At 66.8% G+C, this 20,427-nt stretch carries 19 protein-coding genes; 2 read left to right on the top strand and 17 right to left on the bottom strand.

The window, feature by feature from the left end; all coding sequences use genetic code 11:
* Nucleotides 1–60 precede the first annotated feature (60 nt).
* The 11 genes from bamB to ASC92_RS26000 all read right to left on the bottom strand — a co-directional run bounded on the left by bamB (nucleotide 61) and on the right by ASC92_RS26000 (nucleotide 11,858).
* Entirely contained in the window at nucleotides 61–1,203 is a 1,143-nt protein-coding gene (gene bamB / locus ASC92_RS26050) for an outer membrane protein assembly factor BamB (protein ID WP_056521705.1), read from the bottom strand.
* 6 nt (nucleotides 1,204–1,209) lie between these two features.
* Nucleotides 1,210–1,902 (bottom strand): YfgM family protein, encoded by a 693-nt coding sequence (locus tag ASC92_RS26045; protein ID WP_056521702.1) that lies wholly within the window; start codon nucleotides 1,900–1,902, stop codon nucleotides 1,210–1,212.
* 6 nt (nucleotides 1,903–1,908) lie between these two features.
* Nucleotides 1,909–3,219, bottom strand: coding sequence for a histidine--tRNA ligase (hisS, locus tag ASC92_RS26040; protein WP_056521698.1), 1,311 nt, complete (start codon nucleotides 3,217–3,219; stop codon nucleotides 1,909–1,911).
* 15 nt (nucleotides 3,220–3,234) lie between these two features.
* Nucleotides 3,235–4,515 (bottom strand): flavodoxin-dependent (E)-4-hydroxy-3-methylbut-2-enyl-diphosphate synthase, encoded by a 1,281-nt coding sequence (gene ispG / locus ASC92_RS26035; RefSeq protein ID WP_056521693.1) that lies wholly within the window; start codon nucleotides 4,513–4,515, stop codon nucleotides 3,235–3,237.
* On the bottom strand, nucleotides 4,512–5,468 hold the full coding sequence (locus tag ASC92_RS26030) for a helix-turn-helix domain-containing protein (protein WP_056521690.1): 957 nt from the start codon (nucleotides 5,466–5,468) through the stop codon (nucleotides 4,512–4,514). Before ASC92_RS26030 ends, ispG begins: the two co-directional genes overlap by 4 nt.
* Nucleotides 5,461–6,315: a type IV pilus biogenesis/stability protein PilW gene (pilW, locus tag ASC92_RS26025; RefSeq protein WP_056521687.1), complete on the bottom strand. Its 855-nt coding sequence runs from the start codon at nucleotides 6,313–6,315 to the stop codon at nucleotides 5,461–5,463. The genes ASC92_RS26030 and pilW overlap by 8 nt, the downstream gene beginning before the upstream one ends.
* 4 nt (nucleotides 6,316–6,319) lie before the next feature.
* Nucleotides 6,320–7,468, bottom strand: a complete 1,149-nt coding sequence (gene rlmN, locus ASC92_RS26020; protein WP_056521684.1) for a 23S rRNA (adenine(2503)-C(2))-methyltransferase RlmN — start codon at nucleotides 7,466–7,468, stop codon at nucleotides 6,320–6,322.
* Nucleotides 7,469–7,489: 21 nt separating this feature from the next.
* On the bottom strand, nucleotides 7,490–7,915 hold the full coding sequence (ndk, locus tag ASC92_RS26015; RefSeq protein WP_056521682.1) for a nucleoside-diphosphate kinase: 426 nt from the start codon (nucleotides 7,913–7,915) through the stop codon (nucleotides 7,490–7,492).
* A 153-nt stretch (nucleotides 7,916–8,068) separates the two neighbouring features.
* On the bottom strand, nucleotides 8,069–9,892 hold the full coding sequence (locus ASC92_RS26010; protein WP_056521679.1) for a pseudouridine synthase: 1,824 nt from the start codon (nucleotides 9,890–9,892) through the stop codon (nucleotides 8,069–8,071).
* The gene (scpB, locus tag ASC92_RS26005) at nucleotides 9,889–10,731 is read right to left on the bottom strand and encodes an SMC-Scp complex subunit ScpB (RefSeq protein ID WP_056521676.1); all 843 of its coding nucleotides are present in this window, start codon (nucleotides 10,729–10,731) and stop codon (nucleotides 9,889–9,891) included. The genes ASC92_RS26010 and scpB overlap by 4 nt, the downstream gene beginning before the upstream one ends.
* 128 nt (nucleotides 10,732–10,859) lie before the next feature.
* A complete protein-coding gene (locus tag ASC92_RS26000; protein ID WP_056521673.1) occupies nucleotides 10,860–11,858 on the bottom strand; it encodes an RluA family pseudouridine synthase in 999 nt (332 codons plus the stop codon).
* 50 nt (nucleotides 11,859–11,908) lie between these two features.
* On the opposite strand from ASC92_RS26000, the gene ASC92_RS25995 reads away from it, so the two are divergent.
* Nucleotides 11,909–12,715: an outer membrane protein assembly factor BamD gene (locus ASC92_RS25995; RefSeq protein WP_056521669.1), complete on the top strand. Its 807-nt coding sequence runs from the start codon at nucleotides 11,909–11,911 to the stop codon at nucleotides 12,713–12,715.
* 3 nt (nucleotides 12,716–12,718) lie between these two features.
* On the opposite strand, the gene ASC92_RS25990 is transcribed toward ASC92_RS25995, so the two are convergent.
* Nucleotides 12,719–14,797, bottom strand: coding sequence for an ATP-dependent DNA helicase (locus ASC92_RS25990; protein WP_056521666.1), 2,079 nt, complete (start codon nucleotides 14,795–14,797; stop codon nucleotides 12,719–12,721).
* Nucleotides 14,794–14,997 (bottom strand): YdcH family protein, encoded by a 204-nt coding sequence (locus ASC92_RS25985; RefSeq protein ID WP_007828249.1) that lies wholly within the window; start codon nucleotides 14,995–14,997, stop codon nucleotides 14,794–14,796. Before ASC92_RS25985 ends, ASC92_RS25990 begins: the two co-directional genes overlap by 4 nt.
* Before the next feature lie 107 nt (nucleotides 14,998–15,104).
* On the opposite strand from ASC92_RS25985, the gene ASC92_RS25980 reads away from it, so the two are divergent.
* On the top strand, nucleotides 15,105–15,878 hold the full coding sequence (locus tag ASC92_RS25980; protein ID WP_056521662.1) for a PP2C family protein-serine/threonine phosphatase: 774 nt from the start codon (nucleotides 15,105–15,107) through the stop codon (nucleotides 15,876–15,878).
* Between the two features lie 25 nt (nucleotides 15,879–15,903).
* On the opposite strand, the gene ASC92_RS25975 is transcribed toward ASC92_RS25980, so the two are convergent.
* Genes ASC92_RS25975 through odhB form a run of 4 tightly spaced genes read right to left on the bottom strand, consistent with a single transcriptional unit; the run spans nucleotide 15,904 to nucleotide 20,379 of the window.
* Complete coding sequence (locus ASC92_RS25975) at nucleotides 15,904–16,557, bottom strand: hypothetical protein (RefSeq protein ID WP_056521659.1); 654 nt, start codon at nucleotides 16,555–16,557, stop codon at nucleotides 15,904–15,906.
* Nucleotides 16,554–17,654: a cell division protein ZapE gene (gene zapE / locus ASC92_RS25970; protein WP_056521656.1), complete on the bottom strand. Its 1,101-nt coding sequence runs from the start codon at nucleotides 17,652–17,654 to the stop codon at nucleotides 16,554–16,556. Before zapE ends, ASC92_RS25975 begins: the two co-directional genes overlap by 4 nt.
* A 16-nt stretch (nucleotides 17,655–17,670) precedes the next feature.
* Nucleotides 17,671–19,101, bottom strand: a complete 1,431-nt coding sequence (gene lpdA / locus ASC92_RS25965) for a dihydrolipoyl dehydrogenase (protein WP_056521653.1) — start codon at nucleotides 19,099–19,101, stop codon at nucleotides 17,671–17,673.
* Nucleotides 19,102–19,119: 18 nt separating this feature from the next.
* Nucleotides 19,120–20,379, bottom strand: coding sequence for a 2-oxoglutarate dehydrogenase complex dihydrolipoyllysine-residue succinyltransferase (gene odhB, locus ASC92_RS25960; protein ID WP_056521650.1), 1,260 nt, complete (start codon nucleotides 20,377–20,379; stop codon nucleotides 19,120–19,122).
* Nucleotides 20,380–20,427: the final 48 nt, after the last annotated feature.

Here is a 20,427-nt window from a genome sequence, read left to right as displayed (position 1 = left end):
CCTTTCGATGGCGCGGTTTTCATGGTCGGGCCTTGGAAAGAGAAAAGGAAAAAGAAAGAGTTATTCAGGGCGATAGCCAAACACGCCACCCTTGGCAGTCACGACCACGACCGTGTTGCCGGCCAGCACCGGCGTGACGGTGATGGCCGAGCCATCGGGCGTGACGCGATTGAGCAGCGCGCCATCTTCACGCGAAACGAAGTGCAGCGTGCCGGTGTCTTCGCCAATGATCAGCGAGCGGCCCACGGCCAGCGGCGCGGTGAGGTTGCGGTTCTTCAAGCGGCTCATCTGCCAGGCGCGCTCGCCGTCGGCACGGCGCCACGCGACGACGCTGCCGTCGGACTCGGTACCGTAGACAAAACCGCTGTCGCCACTGACGCCGTCGGCGCCCGAGGCGGGCTTGCTCCAGACCAGCGAGCCGCGCACGGTCTCGACACAGCCTACGCTGGCGTAGTACGCACGGGCGCAGATGGTGTCGCCGAAGCGGCTCACGCTGCCGGTCAGATCGACCAGGCGCTCCACGTCGTTGGTGCCGCGCGGTGCCGCAATGGGCGATTCCCAGCGCGAAGTGCCGTTGGCGGGGTTGATGCCCACCAGGCGGCCGCCGATGCCTGCGACCAGCGTGTCACCCACGGCGATCAGCACGCCCGACTTGCGCAGCACGAGGTTTTCACCCGTGCGCTGCTGGATCCAGAGGCGGCGGCCGCTCTGGCCGTCCCAGGCGCTGATGCTGCGGTCGGCGGTCTGCACGAACACGCGGCGCCCTGCCACCAGTGGTGCGGTAAAGGCCTGGGCTGAGAGCTTCTGCTTCCACAGGATCTTGCCATTCTCGATGGCGACCAGTTCGTTGCCGGTGGTCACGACCGCGGCCATCGACCCGTCGCTGCCTACACCGGCTGCCAGCGGCGCGCCGGCGCTGGCGCGCCAGGTTTCGCGGCCGGCGCGGGCGTCGATGGCAATCACCGTGCCGTCGCTGCCGGCCACGGTGACGGTGTCGCCGCTGATGTCGGTGGTGAGAGGGAACTTGACCTCGGGGATGCGCACCGTCCAGGCCTGGCGCACGCCCATCAGGGCCGGATTGGCGGCAAGCTCCTCCGGCTTCGGCTTGCTGCTGCCCGAACAGGCGGCGAGGAACGCCACCAAAACAAGAGCTGATCCCGCGCGCAGGGCGGTCGATTCAGGCATGAAACGCTTGAAATTCATATGCGGTCAGGGAGTTTTGGGGGCTGCGGGTGTGACGGTGACGACTGGCGCCAGGCTCTTCGGGTCGACACCGACCGCATTGAGCTTGATTTCGACCAGGCGGCGGTAGTCGGAGGTGGCGCCAAGACCGGTCCAGGCCTTGCGGTATTCGGCCTGCGCCTCGGCGCGCTTGCCCTGGGCCAGGTAGATGTCGCCCTTGCGGTCGGCCACCAGCGGTTCGAATTCCTTGGGCACGCTGCCGTCGAGCTGTTTGATCGCATCGTCGTAGGACTTGCTGTCGAGCAGTTCGGCCGCCAGCCGCAGCCTGGCAATAGCCTTGTAGCCCGGATCGACGGCGTTCTGCGCAACCCATTCGAGTTCGGCGCGAGAGCCCGCGGCATTGCCCTTTTCGTACAGCGTCTTGGCGACCAGCAGGCCGGCCTGCTGCGCGTAGGTCGTGCCCGAGAAGCGCTTCTTCATGTCGTCGAGCACGAGCGCGATGCGTGCCGGATCGCCGGCCTGCGCGGTCTTCTCGATTTCGTCGTAGAGCGAAGAGGCCTGCGCCGCCTTGTTGCGTCCATACCATTGCCAGCCGTTCCAGGCCACGAAGGCGCCGGCGACGAGCAGCACGGCCCAGGTGATCAGGGTGCCGTAGGTATTCCAGAAATGCTTGAGCTGGTCGAGCTGTTCTTGTTCTTCGAGGTCGAGATGGGTTGCCATGCGCTGTCAGATGTTGGGAGCCGGCGATTGTAGGGTGGCGGCCCAGGCGGCCACTTCGGCAAGTGGCCGGGAGGTCTGCGCACCGCTTCCGTCGCGCAGCGCCTTGAGAGTCACTTCGCCGCGTGCAAGTTCATCGGCGCCGAAGATCAGGGCGTAGGTGGCACCGCTGGCGTCCGCCTTTCGCATCTGCGCCTTGAAGCTCGCAAGGCCTTCGGCCGTACTGGCGTGCATCTGCACGCGCACGCCGGTTTCGCGCAGTTGCTGCAGCGCGCGCAGCACGGCGGGCATCGATGCGGCGTCGGGCACGATGGCATAGGCATCAGGCACCGGCGCGGGCACTTCAGCGCCCTGCTCCTTCAGCAGGTCGAGCACGCGCTCGACACCGATGGCCCACCCGACCGCAGGCGCGGGCTTGCCGCCGATCTGTGCGATCAGGTCGTCATAGCGGCCACCGGCGCACACCGTGCCCTGCGCACCGAGACGGTCGGTCACGAACTCGAACACCGTGAGGTTGTAGTAGTCGAGCCCGCGCACCAGGCGCGGATTGATCGTGAAGGCGATGTCGTTGGCCTTGAGGATGGCTTGCAGCCCCTCGAAGTGCGCCAGCGATCCGGCACCAAGGAAATCGATCAGCTTCGGTGCCGATTCGACCACCTCTTTCATCGCCGGATTCTTTGTGTCGAGGATGCGCAGCGGATTGCTGTGCAGCCGGCGCTTGCCGTCCTCGTCGAGCTTGTCGGCGTGCTGCTCGAAGTGAGCGATGAGCTGGGCGCGGTGCACCGCGCGCTCGGCCGGCTGGCCGAGGCTGTTGAGCTCCAGGCGCACATCGGTCAGGCCGATGGCCTTCCACAGCGCGGTGGCCAGCAGAATCAGCTCGGCGTCGACGTCGGGCCCGGCAAAGCCGAGCGCTTCCGCGCCGATCTGGTGGAACTGGCGGAAACGCCCACGCTGCGGCTTTTCGCGGCGGAACATCGGCCCCGTGTACCAGAGGCGCTTGGGGCCCTCGTAGAGCATGTTGTGCTCGATCACGGCGCGCACGAGGCCGGCCGTGTTCTCCGGCCGCATCGCCAGATGCTCGGCCTGCCCGTGCTTGTCCGACCGGTCTTCGAAGGCGTACATCTCCTTCTCGACGATGTCCGTCACCTCGCCGATGCCGCGCACGAACAGCGCCGTGTGCTCCAGGATCGGTGTGCGCACGTTGCGATACGCAAACCGCCCCATCAGGTCGCGCACGGTGGCTTCGAGCCACTCCCAGCGCGCCGATTCGGGCGGCAATATGTCGTTCATGCCTTTGACGGCATTCAGTTTTTCAGCCATGGGTCTGCGGAGGTGTCAGGCCAGGGCAGCGTGTTCGCCGCCAAAGCGCTTTTCGATGTAGTTTTCGACGAGCTGGTGGAACTCGTTGGCGATATTGTCGCCGCGCAGCGTGAGTGCCTTTTCGCCGTCGATGAAGACCGGCGCGGCAGGCGCCTCACCGGTGCCGGGCAGGCTGATGCCGATGTCGGCGTGCTTGCTCTCGCCGGGGCCGTTGACGATGCAGCCCATGACAGCCACCTTCAGCGTCTCGACGCCCGGATATTTCTTGCGCCAGACCGGCATCTGCAGGCGCAGGTAGTCGTCGATCTGCTTGGCCAGTTCCTGGAACGTGGTGCTCGTGGTACGGCCGCAGCCCGGGCAGGCGGTGACGCTCGGCACGAACACGCGCAGGCCCAGCGCCTGCAGGATTTCGTTGGCGATCAGCACTTCCTGCGTGCGCGACTCGCCCGGCTGCGGCGTGAGCGACACGCGAATCGTGTCGCCGATGCCTTCCTGCAGCAGGATCGACAGCGCCGTGGCCGAAGCCACCGTACCCTTCGTGCCCATGCCAGCCTCGGTAAGGCCCAGGTGCAGCGGATAGTCGCAGCGCCTGGCCAGTTCGCGGTAGACCGAGATCAGGTCCTGCACACCGCTCACCTTGCACGACAGGATGACCTGGTTGCCGCTCATGCCCATCGACTCGGCCAGCTTCGCGGACTCGATGGCCGAGGTGATCAGCGCCTCATACATCACCTGCTTGGCGTCCCAGGGCTCGGCGCGCTGGCTGTTGGTGTCCATCAGGCTGGCGAGCAGCTCCTGGTCGAGGCTGCCCCAGTTCACGCCGATGCGCACGGGCTTGTTCCAGCGCATGGCCGCGTCGATCATCTGGCCGAACTGCCTGTCCTTCTTGTCGCCCTTGCCCACGTTGCCGGGGTTGATGCGGTACTTGCTCAGCGCCTCGGCGCAAGCTGGATAGTCCGTCAGCAGGCGGTGGCCGTTGTAGTGGAAATCGCCGATCAGCGGCACGTCGATGCCCATGCGGTCGAGCTGCTCGCGGATGTAGGGCACCTGCGCAGCGGCCTCGGGCGTGTTGACGGTGATGCGGACCATTTCGGAGCCGGCAATGGCCAGCTCCTTCACCTGGATCGCGGTGCCGACGGCATCGACGGTGTCGGTGTTGGTCATGGACTGCACGCGCACGGGAGCGTCGCCGCCCACCGTGACCACCCGCTGACCCCAGGCCACGCTGGCTTGGCGCGAGCGGCGCGCCTTGGGCGCGGCCGATTCGATGGGAAGCGGGAGGCAATCGCCGGTCATGATTTCACCTCGAAGCGCGCCACGCCACCGCCCTTGGTGAAGGGCTTCAGATCGTAGGGCTGGCCGCGCACCTGTACATCGACGCTCGACGCGCGACCGACCACGACGGACAGCGGCAGCGTGCCCGACAAGCCGACCGTTTCACCGGCCTGCAGGCTGCGGCGCAGCAGTTGCTTGCCGCCGGCTTCGGTGACGGTGACCCAGCACTCTTCACGCGCCACGAAAACGAGTTGCTGGCTGCTGGCGGCAGCCACCACAGGCGCAACGACGGGGGCAGTGGCGGCCGGTACTGCTGGGGCGGCAGGCGCGCCGGGGTTGGCGGCTGGAGCCATGCCCACCGGGCCGCTCGGAGCCACCGCCTGCACGGGCACGTTCTCGGCGACGGCGCCGGTCTCGCCCGACGAAGCCGGCCCGTTCGCGGGTGCGGGCGCTTCATTGGATTCGCCATGCGCCGTCAGTCGCGACACGGAGGCGCCGATCTGGTCGAACACCGATTGCGGCAACCAGAACAACGCACCCGCGCCGACCAGCAGCAGCACAACCACGATCAGCAGCGCACGCGAAGGCAGCCCGCTGGAGCGGCCGTTGCTGTTCCAGCGCGGCGTGTTCGAGGCGATGTTCGTTCGGAGAGTGCGATCGGCTTCGGCCAGCGACACCCTTTGCGTACTGGGCAGCTTCGCGAGCACGGGCATCGGATCGATGCGCAGCGCGCGGCAGACGCTGCTCGCCAGCGCACGAGCGAAGACCGGATCGGGCAGCGAGGCGATATCGTCCGCTTCAAGCGCCATGAGCTTCTGCGGCGGCACCTTCAGTGCGGCAGCCACCATCTCGATGTGCAGGCCATGGGCCTCCCGCGCCTCGCGCAGCAGGTCGCCGGCCGTCTTGTGCGTGATGTCGCCTTCTTCCAGCGGTTGCGCTGCGGAAGTGCCGAACTCCGAAACCCGATCAGTCATTGAAATTCCCGCGCTCGTACGCTGCTGCCTCCCGCGACTGGGGGAAGCGTCGTTGCAATTGGCCTCCCAACTGCGCGACTGCCTCGCGGTTGTTCAGCTTTCGTTCGATCCTGATGCCGAGCCAGAACGTCTCGGCGCTGGCCGAGGGGCCGTTGTTGACGCGGCGAATGTAGAACTGCGCGCGCGACCATTCTTCGCGCTGCGCCAGCAACGAAGCCAGGTTGAAGCCGACCACCGGATTGCCGGCGTCGATCTCGTAGGCCTGCATGAGGCTGCGCTCCGCCTGGACCCGCTGGCCGGCCTTGAGCTCGCACACGCCCTGCGTCATGAGCGTCTTGGCACGGTCCGCATAGCTCGGCACGGCCAGGGCTTCGGTGAACTGCGCGGCCGCATCGCCGTAGCGGTTCTGCTGGCACAGCAGCCAGCCGTAGTTGTGACGCGTGTTGGGGTCGCGCGGATTGATGGCGATGGCGCGGCGGAAGCTGTCTTCGGCCAGGGCGGCGTCATCGAGCCGCATGTAGACCAGGCCGCGCAGGTTGTAGGCATCGGCGTAGTTGGGGTCGGCGGCGAGCGCCTGCTTGATCTCGTCGAGCGCGACGGTGGTCTGGCCGTGCTCGAAGTAGCCGGAGGCCAGTTCCATGCGCAGCCGCGCGCGTCGCTGCCGGCTGGTTTCGTCGGACTCCGTGACGATCTCGGCGCCCTTGCCCGAGCTGGTGTCGGCCAGGCTGGTGGTGGTGGTGCGCGTGTTCACACATCCCCCAAGCAGGAACGCCATGGCAACGCCCGCGAAACCCACAGTCAGCATCCGCTGCACGCTCGCGGTCGTCATCGGAATGGCCATGCTCATCGGTTCAGTGCTCCTGGGGGGCGGTCTTGCGGACCGGATGAAAAACAATGGGACGCTCCGCCGCGCGGCGCTGGGCCATGCGCTCGGCCGCACGGGTGCGGTCCTTGACGTCGCCGGCGAGCTGGCCGCAGGCGGCGTCGATGTCGTCGCCGCGCGTCTTGCGCACGGTGGTCACGAGGCCGGCTTCGCTCAGCGTCCTGGCGAATGCCAGTACACGCGGCTGCGGCGAGCGCAGCAGGCCCGACGCCGGAAATGGGTTGAACGGGATCAGGTTGAACTTGCACGAGATGTCGTGCGTACGCACCAGTTCGATGAGCTGCCGCGCATGCTCGGGCTGGTCGTTCACTCCGTCGAGCATGCAGTACTCGAAGGTGATGAAGTCGCGCGGCGCATGCACAAGGTAGCGCTTGCAGGCCTCGAGCAGTTCGGCGATCGGGTACTTGCGATTGAGCGGCACGAGGTCGTCGCGCAGCGCGTCGTTGGGCGCGTGCAGCGAGACGGCCATGGCCACCGGGCAATCGGCGCCCAGGCGGTCGATCATCGGCACCACGCCGGAGGTCGACACCGTCACGCGGCGGCGCGACAGCCCGTAGGCGTTGTCGTCGAGCATGGTGCGCAGTGCGGGCACGAGTGCCGAGTAGTTCTGCAGCGGCTCGCCCATGCCCATCATCACCACGTTGGAGATGACGCGCTCTGTACGCTTCAAATGCTTGCGCAGGAAGTGTTCGGCAAACCACAGCTGGGCGACGATTTCGCCCGTGCCGAGGTTGCGGCTGAAGCCCTGATGCCCTGTCGAGCAAAAGCGGCAACCGACCGCACAGCCGGCCTGGGACGACACGCACAGCGTGCCGCGGTCGTCCTCGGGAATGAATACGGCCTCGACGGCATTGCCGTCACCGACGTCGAACAGCCACTTGATCGTGCCGTCCTTGGATTCGTGCTGCGTGATGACCGGCAGGGCCTCCACGCGCGCGGTGGTCGCGAGTTTCTCGCGCAGCGACTTGGCCAGATCGGTCATCTGGGTGAAGTCGCTGGCGCCACGCTGGTGAATCCAGCGGAACAGTTGCGTGGCGCGGAATTTCTTCTCGCCGAGTTTTTCGCAAAACGCAGCCAACCCCTCGAGATCGAAATCGAGCAGATTGGCCGTGGTCATGGAATCGATCGGCAGACAGCTTCAGCGTGCGTAGACGTTGAGGCCGGCGAAGAAGAAAGCGATTTCGTTCGCAGCGGTTTCGGGAGCGTCCGAACCGTGAACGGCGTTGGCGTCGATGCTGTCGGCGAAGTCGGCGCGGATGGTGCCGGCAGCGGCCTTCTTGGGATCGGTGGCGCCCATCAGGTCGCGATTCTTGGCGATGGCGTTGTCGCCTTCGAGTGCTTGCACGAACACGGGGCCCGAGATCATGAACTCGACCAGATCCTTGAAGAAGGGACGTTCCTTGTGCACGGCGTAGAACTGCTCGGCTTCGTTGCGCGACAGGTGCACCAGCTTGGCGGCGACGACCTTGAGGCCGGCAGCTTCAAAACGGGAAACGATCTTGCCGATGACATTCTTGGCAACTGCGTCGGGCTTGATGATGGAAAGGGTACGTTCGATAGCCATTGAAATGCTTCCTGGAGCTTTGATTTTGAAGTGTTTTGTCACAGCTGCAACGCGCTTGTTGCATCACATGTCGACAAAGCCTCTGATTTTAACCGGCGCAGCCTTTCGGATTGGTGAAAACCCCGCGAAAGGCCGCGCACCGACGGCTGGCTTTCAGCGCCCGCGGCGGCGGCCGCCGCCTTGGCCGCCCTGGCCGCCGAAGCCGCCACCACCGCCGCCCCCGCCTCCACCACGACGCGGGCCTCCGCGCTGCTCCTTGCGCTGGCGCGAGAAGCTGTCGGCGCCGATGTAGCCCAGCGAGGTCTTCATCGGATCGGGCTGGTTGGCGCCGCTCGGTTGACGGTCGTCGCCCTGCGGGCGATTGCCGCCGCCTTGGCGGTTGCCGCTGTTGCCGCGGCGTCCCTGCCCCTGGGGCGGACCGCCGTTGCCACCGCTGCGATTGGGACGGCCACCCCGGTCACCGCGCGGCGGACGTCCATCGCCCAGCGGATTCGGGATCGGCGCCTCGCGGCTGCCTTCGTCGCGAGCATCGCGCATGTCGCGCGGGGGTTGGCCGCCACCACCATTGCGATTGCCCCGGCGCTTCTTGTTGCGCCCGTTTCGGCCATTGCCGCCACCGCCCTCCTGCCCCGGGCCGCGCTGCTGCGGTCCGGGCCGGGCAACTGCGCCGCCGGAGGCCTGGAACAGCGCGCGGATATCGCGTTCGTCGAGTTCCATCCAGGCGCCGCGCTTCAGGCCGCGCGGCAGCACCATGGCGCCGTAGCGGATGCGAATCAACCGGCTGACCGCGTGGCCCACCGACTCGAACAGGCGGCGCACCTCGCGATTGCGGCCTTCGGAAATGGTCACGCGATACCAGCAGTTCGAGCCTTCGCCGCCGCCATCCTCGATGGTGCCGAACTGCGCCATGCCGTCGTCGAGGCGCACCCCGTCGAGCAGCTTCTGCTTTTCTTCGCTGGTGAGCGCGCCCAGCACGCGGACCGCGTACTCGCGCTCCAGACCGAAGCGCGGATGCATCAGTTGGTTGGCCAGATCGCCGGAGCTGCTGAACAGCAGCAGCCCTTCGGTGTTCAGGTCGAGGCGGCCGACCGACTGCCACTTGCCCTGCTGCAGGCGCGGCAGCTTGCGAAACACGGTCGGGCGGTTCTGCGGATCGTCATGCGTGACCACTTCGCCGACGGGCTTGTGGTACGCGATCACGCGCGGCGGCGGGGGTGCGATGCGGTAGCGGATCGGCTTGCCGTTGATCTTGACCTGGTCGCCGTACTGGATGCGCTGGCCGATGTGGGCCGGCTCGTTGTTGACGGAAATGCGGCCCTGGAGAATCAGCTGCTCCATCTCGAGCCGCGAGCCGAGGCCGGCCTGCGCCAGCACCTTGTGCAGCTTGGGCGAATCCGCCTCGGGCAGCAGCACGCGCTTGAGCGGCGGGACTTCGGGGCTTTCTTCGTCGGCGTCGAACTGGCCGGAGATGACGTCCGAGAAACGGATCGGCTCGGGCGGCGGCGCGTTGCGCTGCTCGCGCTCGGCGGCACGGCGGGCGCGGTCGAGGTCGTCTTCTTCCTCGTCAGGCTCTTCCTCGTCCTCGTCTTCATCCCGCTCTTCTTCGCCGTCATCGCTGTTCTGGCGATCGGCTTCGACCGGTGCGGGATTGCGGGCCTCTTCAGCGGCGAAGGCGACAACCGGAGCCTCCTCGGTGGCGACGACCGCCGGCGCGATCGCCTCGGGGGGCTGCGCGTCAGGCAATGCCACCGCGTCATCCGCCACGGACGGTTCGACCGGCTTCTTCTTGCGAGGCGCTCTCGGTTTCTTGGGCGCCTCGGCCTCCACCGGTGCGGCGCTTTCTTGCGCAGCCGCCTCCGGCGCTACCGATTCAATAGCACCACCTGCAGCCTTCTTGGACGCAGCCGCCCTTTTCTTCTTTTTGACTTCGGGCTCGGCCGGCAGCATCGCCGCGTCTTCGGTGTCGGTTGTGCTCATGGGGTTTTTCCGGGAGAGGGAGCGTGGGGGTCGGCCTCGTCCTGGGACGGGGCATCGGGTTCTGGCGACGGCGCCTGGGCGGGCTCGGGCTCGGATATGACTTCGGGTTCTGGCGCGAGCTCGGGTTCGGCGGGAGATTCGGCGTCTACGGCGTTCTCGGCAAACTGCGCCTCGGCGGTTTCGGCGGCGGCGGACTCCAGTTCGGCCATGCCAGAGGCATCCGCATCGCCCTCTACCAGCGCCTCGGTCTCGGGCGCGGCATCCATGGGCAACCCTTGCTGCTCGCCGGACGCCCGCTCGAGCGCATCGACCAGCGCGGCCTGCTGCGCGGGCGTTTCGATCAGGGGCAGCTGGTCGAGCGAGGCGAGGCCCAGGTCGTCGAGGAACTGGCGCGTGGTCGCGTACAGCGCCGGGCGGCCGACCGTTTCGCGATGGCCGATGACCTCGACCCAGCCGCGGTCTTCCAGCTGCTTGAGGATCAGCGAGTTGATCGTCACGCCACGGATGTCTTCCATGTCGCCGCGCGTGGCCGGCTGCCGGTAGGCAATGATGGCCAGTGTCTCGAGTGCGGCGCGCGTGTAGCGCGGCGGCTTCTCGGGGTGCAGGCGATCGAGATGGTCGCGCATCTCGGGTCGGCTCTGGAAACGCCAGCCGCTGCCCACGCTCACCAGCTCCAGGCCGCGCTGCGCCCAGTCTTCCTGCAATTCAAGCAACAGCACCTTGATGGTGTCCACACCCAGCTCGTCGTCGAACAGCACGCGCATATCGCGCACCGGCAACGGCTGGCTCGAACAGATCAAGGCGGTTTCGAGAATGCGCTTGGCATCCGCCGTATTCATGGTTCGCGTTATCCGGGAAAAGGCGCCTCGGGGCGCTTGTTCAGAAGGATGAAAGGAGTAGGCGCTGCAGGCACGCGGCAAATGCAACGCAAGGCCGGCCTCGGGTGACCGGCGCGGCCCTCGGGCCGTCAGGCACGATTGTAATCCAGCCCCCAGGACTGCAAAGCCCCGACGAGGTCGGCGGGCGGCGGCGAGCGGAACTCCAGCGCCGCTTGTGTGACGGGATGCACGAAGGCCAGCCTGAATGCATGCAGCGCCTGGCGCGACAGCCCGGCAGCCGGCGCCCCGCCGTAGAGCGCATCGCCCACCAGCGGATGGCCGATCGACGCCATGTGCACGCGAATCTGGTGGGTGCGCCCGGTTTCGAGGGTGCAGCGCACGGCGCAGCCTTCGGTGTTGCTGTCGAGCCGCTCGATCAGCGTGCGCGCCGTCTTGCCCGCATGCCGCTCGAGATCGACCACGGCCATGCGCAGCCGATTTCGCGGATCGCGCCCGATGGGGGCGTCGACCTGCCGGCCCGCGGCGCCCTCCCACGGCTTGTGGCCGATGGCCAGGTACTGCCGCTTGACCTCGCGCGCGGCGATCAGCGCCACCATCGCATCCATGGCGGCCCGGGTGCGCGCCACCACCATCAGGCCGCTGGTGTCGCGGTCGAGCCGGTGCACGATGCCGGCGCGCGGCAGCAGCACGGCCTTCGGGTCCAGCGCCAGCAAGCCATTGAGCAGCGTGCCGCTCCAGTGCCCCGGCGCCGGATGCACGACCAGGCCGGCGGGCTTGTCGACGATGCGCAGGTGTTCGTCCTCGTGCACGGTGACGATGTCCATCGGTTCGGGCCGGAAGGCCTGGCTCTGGGGCGTGGGACGAAGCTCGATGCGGCCGGCCTGTCCCGCCTTGACGGTGGCCGAGACCTTGGTCAGCATGCGGCCCTGCAGCTCGACAGCGCCAGCCTCGATCAGTTGCTGCAGGTAACTGCGGGAAAACTCGGGCACCAGCGCAGCGAGCGCGCGATCGAGCCGCTGGCCGTGCTGGGCCGGATCGATGACGAAGGGCCGCTGCTCGCTGGGTTCGATCGGATCGGCGCCCTCCTCGAACTCGGGCACCTCCAGCGCCTCAGGGGTATTGCCCAAAGGGTCGGTCGATATAATTGAGGGCAACTGTTTCACGAAAGCCGTATGTGATGTTTCGCGCCAAATTATCGGTCCCCGCCTGGATCGCGCTCAGCGCCGCGGCTCTGCTGGCTGCTGGGTGCTCGTCGACCTCCGTCGACAAGACCGCCAACTGGAGCCCCAACCGTATCTATTCGGAAGCCAAGGACGAGGCCGGATCGGGCGCCTACGACAAGGCTGTGCCGCTCTACGAGAAGCTCGAAGGCCGCGCCGCCGGCACGCCGCTCGCTCAGCAGGCGCAACTGGAAAAGGCCTACGCACAGTACAAGTCGGGCGAAAAGGCGAACGCCATCGCCACCATCGACCGCTTCATGAAGCTGCACCCGGCGAGCCCCGCGCTGGACTACGCGCTCTACCTCAAGGGCGTTATCAACTTCAACGACGACCTCGGCATGTTCGCGTTCATGACGCGCCAGGACCTGTCCGAGCGCGACCAGAAGGCCGCCAAGGAATCTTTCGAGTCGTTCAAGGACCTCGTCACGCGCTTCCCCGAGTCGCGCTACGCCCCTGACGCGCGCCAGCGCATGAACTACATCGTGAACTCGCTCGCGCAGTACGAGGTTCACGTGGCGCGCTACTACTATTCGCGCGGCGCCTACCTGGCGGCCATCAACCGCGCCCAGGTCGCGCTGGCCGACTACCGCGAAGTGCCGGCGCTCGAAGAAGCCCTGTACATCATGGTGAAGTCGTACGACGCTCTCGGCATGAAGGACCTGCGCGACGACACCCAACGCGTGCTGACCACCAACTATCCGAAGAGCGCCTACCTCGCGAACGGCTTCAAGGGCAAGGACGATCCCTGGTGGAAGCTCTGGTAACCCCTAGGTCTTGAGTGCGTCCAGCGCGGCCTCGAAATCCGATTCGTTTTCGAGCCGCCGCATCGATGGCAGCGCCGCCAGCAACCGGCGGCCGTAGCCCATGGCCACCAGCCGTGTATCGCAGATCGCCAATACGCCGCTGTCGGTTTCGCGCCGGATCAACCTCCCCGCCCCCTGCTTGAGCGCCACGGCCGCCTCGGGCAGCGAATAGTCGGCAAACGAACTGCGCCCCTGCGCTTCAAGGCGCTGTGAGCGCGCCTCGACCAGCGGATCGTTCGGCGGCGGGAACGGCAGCTTGTCGATCACCACCAGTTGCAACACATCGCCCGGTGCGTCGAAGCCCTCCCAGAACGAGGCCGATGCCACCAACACGCAGCCCGCGCGCCCGGCGCTCGCGCCTTCGCGGAAGCGGTCCATCAGCACGCGCTTTGGCAGTTCGCCCTGCACCAGCACCTCGGGCCGCACTTCTGCATCGAGCAGTTCGAACTGCTGCTTCATCGCATCGCCGATGGTGCGCAGTGCGCGCAGCGTGGTCGTCAGCACCAGCGTGCGGCCTCCAAGCTGGGTCGCGCCGTGCGCGGCCAGTTGAGCGACGCGCTGGCTGTGCGACGGATCGTTGGGCTTGGGAAACGCACGCGGCACATAGAGCGCGGCCTGCGAGGCATAGTCGAACGGGCTTTGCACGCGCAGCACTTCCGCATCCTGCAGGCCGCAGGGCTCGGTGAACCAGCGCAGCGTGGGCTCGTCGCCCAGCGTTGCGGAGGTGAAGACCCAGGCGCGGCCGCCATCTTGCTGCGCCGCCGTCTCGCGCGCCGGCCGCTCGCCATAGCCGTCGAGATCCTCGTCGTCGCCATCGGCCGCATCGGGGTTTGCCTCGGCGATCTTGAGCACCCTCTTGCGCATGGCGTCGGCGATGTCCAGCGGCGATTCAATGAGCCGCAGCTGCGAGCCCACATCGACCCAGCGCACCGAATCGATCTCGCATGGCAGGGCGAAGCGCGCGATGCGCTTCGCGAGTTGGCGGGCCCGCTCGTGCAACCGGACGAAATCGGGCGAGATTTCGCTGACAGTAGCGAGCCCCTCGGCCGACAGCTCGAACGCTTGCAGCAGGTCGTCCAGCGCGCGCTGCCACGCATCGGGAGCTACACCTTCGGGCGAGGCGCCCAGCCAGCGCAGCTTGGCACCCGGCCATTGCTTGCCGACCACGAGCCGCAGTTCGCGCGCGGCCCGTTCGACCGCGGCGACCAGTTGCTGCCAGTCGACCAGGCCGCGCGCATGCTGCAAGCCGGCCCCCAGCATGTCGCGCGCGAAGTCGAGCGCCTGGCCGCTGCCGAGCTGTGCGCCAAGAAACTGCACGCCGGTTTCGTTGAGCTGGTGGGCTTCGTCGAACACCACCACGCTCACGGTCGGCAGAAGCTCCGCCATGCCGGTCTCGCGCACCGCGAGGTCGGCAAAGAACAGATGGTGGTTGATGACCACGATGTCGGCCGCCAGCGCCTCGCGCCGCGCCAGGTTGACATGGCAGGGCTTGAACTGCGGGCATTGCGCGCCCAGGCAGTTCTCTCGCGTGGAGGTGATCAGCGGGATCAGCGGCGAGCGCTCGTCCAGCCCCGGCAACTCGGCAAGGTCGCCGGTGCGCGTGGCCTTCGACCACTGCTCGATCTTGGCGAGCGTGCGCAAGCTGCCGCGTTCAGGCAATGAAGCATCGTGGCGCGCCAGGTCGAGCCGGTGCAGGCACAGATAGCTGCCGCGCCCCTTGAGCAGCGCGGTGCGCACCGGCAGGCCGAAGGCTTCGACGAGACGCGGCAGGTCGCGGCCGAACAGCTGGTCCTGCAGCGTCTTGGTGGCGGTCGAGAGCAGTACGCGCTCGCCGCTCAGCAGGGCCGGCACGAGGTACGAAAAAGTCTTGCCTACCCCAGTACCCGCCTCGACCACCAGCACGCCGCCCTGGTCGATGGTGCGGGCCACGGCCATCGCCATCTCGGTCTGACCCGAGCGCTCGCGAAACTGCTCGGCGGCACGCGACAGCGCGCCGTCCTGCGCGAAGGCGTCGCGCACCTGGTCTTCGAGCACCCCCGTCACGCCGGCTCTTTCGGATCGAGGTCGTTTTCGAGGCGCGCGATCTGGTCGCGCAGTGCGAGGCGGCGCTTTTTCAGGCGCCGCAGCAGCAGCTCGTCTTGCGGCGAGCCCTCGGCCAGCCGGTCGATGGTGGCGTCGAGATCGGCATGCTCGATGCGCAATTCGATCAGTTGGCGGGAAAGGGAGTGAAGATTGGAGTCCAACGGTGGGGAGCGGCTGCGAGGTTTTCGCGGCGCGTGTTCATTCGATAATACGTCCTGACACGAATCTCCGAGAAGACAGAAAACACGCGCTTCGGCGCATATGCCTCATGACCCAAGGCTTTCGACTCGCCGCGGCCACCGGACTCCACAAGGGAGACCGCCCGTACCAACAAGACCAGGTGCTGATGATGAGCCATCCGCGCGTGCCTGGCTGCGTGCTGGGCATCGTGGCCGACGGCATGGGCGGGCGCAGCGGCGGGCGCAAGGCCTCCGACCAGGTGCTGATGACGGCACGCCAGCTCTTCACCCGCTACCTGCCAAGCCGCGACGACCCCGAAGCCGTGCTGAAGCAGATCCTCGAAGACTCGCACACGGTCATCAAGCTCACCGCGGTTTCCAGCGAACAGGAACCGCACAGCACGCTCGCGGCCTTCCTCATGACGCCCAAGGGCGACTGCGCCTGGATCCATGCCGGCGACTCGCGCATCTATCACTTCCACGACGGGCAGCTCGTCAAGCGCACGCGCGACCATTCGTACGTGCAGGTGCTGGTCGACCGAGGCCAGATCACCGAGGCCCAGGCCAACGTTCATCCGCAGGGCAACATCCTGCTCGGCTGCCTGGGCATGACGACCACGCCGCCGCCCATCGACCCCTACTACATTCCGAAGATGGAACCGGGCGACCTGCTGATGGCCTGCAGCGACGGACTGTGGCATTACTTCAGCCCCGAAGAGCTGGCGAGCGTGCTGTACGCACAGCCGCCGCGCGATGCGGTCGAAATCCTGGTGGGTGAAGCGCGCCGCCGAGCCCGGGGCACGGGCGACAACATCTCGATTGTCGTCCTGAAGTTCGATCCGCTGCCGGCGACAGCCGCCTGAGCGGCGCCCTGCCTTCTTGCCCCGCTCAGGGTGCGGCCGGCGGCGGCGGCAGCGGCGCCGCGCGCGGCTTGCTGCGGTTGGCGTTCTGCCGCTCGCGGCTGGCCCTGTGCTCTTCGGCCCGCTTCTGTTTGTCTTCGAAACGCTTGACGGCAGCGGGCGCCTCGGCCTGACGCTGGGCGGCCTTGGCCTGCTCGTCGGAATGGGCCTGCTGCTTGGACCGGAACTGGCGTTCGCGCTCGGCCGCATCGGCGGCTGTGGCGGCGCGGCTGGCCGCGTGGTCGGCCGCGCGCTGCTCGCGGTCCTTCTGGCCCTGGATCGACTCCTCCTGCTTCTCGCGGGTGTCCTGCGGGCGCTGGGTGCCGGCCTTCTGGTCGAGCTTTTGCAACTCGGCCGCGCCGCTGCGCTGGCGCAGGATGTCGTTGATCGCGGTTTCCTGCCGCTTGATGTTGTCGGTTTCCTTGCGGCGCCGGCCCCGGCTCTCGCGCAGGCAGTCTTCCACCGCGAACTTCTTGTAGCAGGCGGCCCGCTCTCCGACAAAACGCTTCTCGATGGCCTCGCGCTCGCTGGAAAGCCGTCGCTTTTCGGCCTCGAGGTCGGCATTGCCCGTGGCGGCGTTGGACTGCGCCCACAGCGGAAGGCTGGCCAGCGTCATCAGCAGGGCAAGAGCGATTTTTTTCATGTGAGTCGGGTGTCGACGATGCGGCGTTCAAGGGCAAGGAACTCGCTCGATTGCATTTCGGTGAGCCGCGAGACCGTGCGCGGAAACTCATGCGACAGCGGCCCCTCGGTGTACAACGCCTCGGGCGGAACCTCAGCCGACATGATGAGCTTGCAGCGCCGGTCGTACAAGACGTCGACCAGCCATGTGAAACGGCGTGCTTCCGAGGCCATGCGCACCGGCATGTGCGGCACGTCGGACAGCAGCACGGTGTGGAACTGGCTGGCGATCTCGAGGTAGTCGTTCTGCGAGCGCGGACCGCCGCACAGCGTCTTGAAGTCGAACCAGACCACGCCGCCGGCCTTGCGCAGTGCGCGGATCTCGCGCTGCTCGATGTGCAGGATCGGGCTTTCGTCGGCCGTCTCGGCCAACTTGTCGAAGGCCTTGCGCATCTCCTTCTCGGCGGCGCCATCGTTCGGCGTGAGGTACATGCGCAGCTGCTCGAGCGTGCGGCGCCGGTAGTCGGTGCCGTTGTCGACGCTGAGCACTTCGAGCTTCTCGTTCAAGAGCGCGATGGCCGGCAGGATGCGGTCGCGGTGCAAGCCACCGGGATACAGGTCGTCGGGCTTGAAGTTCGAGGTAGTGACAAAGCCCACGCCGTTCTCGAACAGCGACACCAGCAGCCGATGAAGGATCATCGCGTCGGTGATGTCCGCCACGTGGAACTCGTCGAAGCAGATCAACTTGTAGCGCTTCGATATGCGCAGCCCCAACTCGTCGAGCGGGTTCACCGTGCCCTGCAGCTCGCGCAGCTCGCGGTGCACTTCGCGCATGAACTCGTGAAAGTGCAGGCGCGTCTTGCGCCGCAGCGGCACCGCGTTGAAGAACAGGTCCATCAGGAAGCTCTTGCCCCGTCCGACGCCACCGTACATGTAGACGCCGCGCGGAAGCTCAGGCCGGTTGATGAACTTCTTCAGCGCGTTCGACCGCTGGGCCTTGTATTCGGCCCACTCGTTGGCACAGCGATCCAGCGCCTCCACGGCGTGAAGTTGCGCGGGATCGCTGCGGAACCCGCGCGCAGCGAGTTCCGCCTCATAGGCCTGTTTGACGCTGGTCAAAAGAAAGACCGGGAGATCAGAAGTTCAGCGTGCGCTTGTCCACGGCGAGTGCCGCTTCCTTCGTGGCTTCCGACAGCGACGGGTGCGCATGGCAGATGCGCGCGATGTCCTCGGCGCTCGCCTTGAACTCCATCGCCACGACGGCTTCGGAGATCAGCTCGCTGGCCTGCGGGCCCACGATGTGCACGCCCAGGATCTCGTCGGTCGCTGCGTCGGCCAGGAACTTGACCATGCCGGTCGTGTCGCCCAGCGCGCGTGCGCGGCCGTTCGCAAGGAACGGGAAGGTGCCGGCCTTGTAGGCGCGACCCGCGGCCTTGAGCTGCTGCTCGGTCTGGCCGACCCACGCGATCTCGGGGTTCGTGTAGATCACCCACGGAACCGTGTTGAAGTTCACGTGGCCATGCTGGCCCGCGATGCGCTCCGCCACGGCAACGCCCTCTTCCTCGGCCTTGTGCGCGAGCATCGGGCCGCGCACCACGTCGCCGATGGCCCAGACGTTGGGCAGGCTGGTCTTGCAGTCGTCATCGACGGCGATGGCGCCGCGCTCGTCGAGCTTCAGGCCCACGGCTTCGGCATTCAGGCCGATGGTGTTGGCCACGCGGCCGATCGACACGATCAGCTTGTCGACTTCCAGCGTCTGGGCTTCGCCCTTGGCATTGGTCCAGGCGACGCTCACGCCCTTCTTCGACGACTTGATCTCGCCGACCTTGACGCCGAGTTCGATCTTGAGCTTCTGCTTGTCGAAGGCCTTCTTGGCTTCCTTGGCGATCTGCTCGTCCACGGCGCCCAGGAAGGTCGGCAGTGCTTCGAGCACCGTGACTTCCGCGCCGAGGCGGCGCCACACCGAACCCATTTCGAGGCCAATGACGCCCGAGCCGATCAGGCCCAGCTTCTTCGGCACCGCGCCGATGCGCAGAGCGCCGTCGTTCGAGAGGATGTTCTCCTCGTCGAACGGCGTGCCCGGCAGCGCGCGGGCATTGGAGCCCGTGGCCACGATGACGTGCTTGCCGCTGATCGACTCCTCGGCCGCGCCCGCCACCTTGATCTCATAGCCGGTTTCGTCGGTCTTCACGAACGAGCCGCGACCATGGAAGAACGTGATCTTGTTCTTCTTGAACAGGTACAGGATGCCGTCGTTGTTCTGCTTCACGACCTGGTCCTTGCGGGCCAGCATCTTGTCGATGTCGAGGCCCAGGCCTTCGACCTTGATGCCGTGGTCGGCAAAGTGGTGGCCGGCCTGCTCGAAGTGTTCCGACGATTGCAGCAGCGCCTTCGAGGGGATGCAGCCGACGTTGGTGCAGGTGCCGCCCGGTGCGGGGCCGCCCTTGCCGTTCTTCCACTCGTCGATGCAGGCCACGTTGAAGCCGAGTTGCGCGGCGCGGATCGCCGCGATGTAGCCGCCGGGGCCGCCGCCGATGACGACGACGTCGAATTGCTTGTTTGCCATCTGGTTCTTTCTCCCGGATCAGATGTCGAACAGCAGGCGCGACGGGTCTTCCAGCGCTTCCTTCATGGCGACCAGGCCCAGCACGGCTTCGCGGCCGTCGATGATGCGGTGGTCGTAGCTCATGGCGAGGTAGTTCATCGGGCGAACGACGATCTGGCCGTTCTCGACCACGGCGCGGTCCTTGGTGGCGTGCACGCCGAGGATGGCCGACTGGGGCGGGTTGATGATCGGGGTCGAGAGCATCGAGCCGAAGGTGCCGCCATTCGAGATGGAGAACGTGCCGCCGGTCATGTCTTCGATGCCCAGCTTGCCGTCTTGTGCCTTCTTGCCGAACTCGGCGATCTTCTTCTCGATGTCGGCAAAGCTCATCTGGTCGGCATTGCGCAGGATCGGCACCACCAGGCCGCGCGGCGAACCGACGGCGATACCGATGTCGAAGTAGCCGTGGTACAGGATGTCGTTGCCGTCGACCGAGGCGTTGATCACCGGGTACTTCTTCAGTGCGTGCACCGCGGCCTTCACGAAGAAGCTCATGAAGCCGAGCTTCACGCCGTGTTCCTTGGTGAAGCTGTCCTGGAAGCGCTTGCGCAGTTCCATGACGGGCGCCATGTTCACTTCATTGAAGGTCGTCAGGATCGCGTTGGTCGATTGCGACTGCAGCAGGCGCTCGGCGATGCGGGCGCGCAGGCGGCTCATCGGCACGCGCTGCTCGGGGCGCTCGCCCAGGTCGGGCGCACGGGTAGGCGCGGCGACTTGCGGCAGTGCGGGCTTGGCAGCCGGTGCGGGAATGGTGGCCGCGGGCTTGGCGCCCGAAGCGACCGCGCCGAGCACGTCGCCCTTGGTGACACGGCCATCCTTGCCGGTGCCGGCCACGTCGCTGGTCTTCAGGTTGTTGTCGGCCAGTAGCTTGGCGGCGGCGGGCATGGCCACGTCGGCCTTCGAACCGCCGGTGGCGGCGGCAGCAGCTGCCGGTGCAGGCGCGGCGGCAGCCGGAGCCGCGGCAGGCGCAGCCGCCGGTGCGGCGGCCGAAGCCTTGCCATCGGTGTCGATCTTGGCGATCAGCTGATCGGCCACCACGGTGGCGCCATCGGGCTGCACGATTTCGGCCAGCACGCCAGCCGAGGGCGCGGGCACTTCCAGCACGACCTTGTCAGTCTCGATCTCGATCAGGATTTCATCGATGGCGACGGCTTCGCCGGCCTTCTTCTTCCACGTGAGCATGGTGGCTTCGGCCACGGATTCGGAAAGCTGGGGGACTTTGACTTCTACGATAGACATTTGGAGTGAGCTCCGATTTTTTCTTCAGGGTGTTCGTGTGAAAAGAGG

It is taken from the genome of Variovorax sp. Root411 (assembly GCF_001425205.1).
Taxonomy (GTDB): Bacteria; Pseudomonadota; Gammaproteobacteria; order Burkholderiales; family Burkholderiaceae_C; genus Variovorax.
This window is presented reverse-complemented; position numbering and strand designations above follow the sequence as displayed.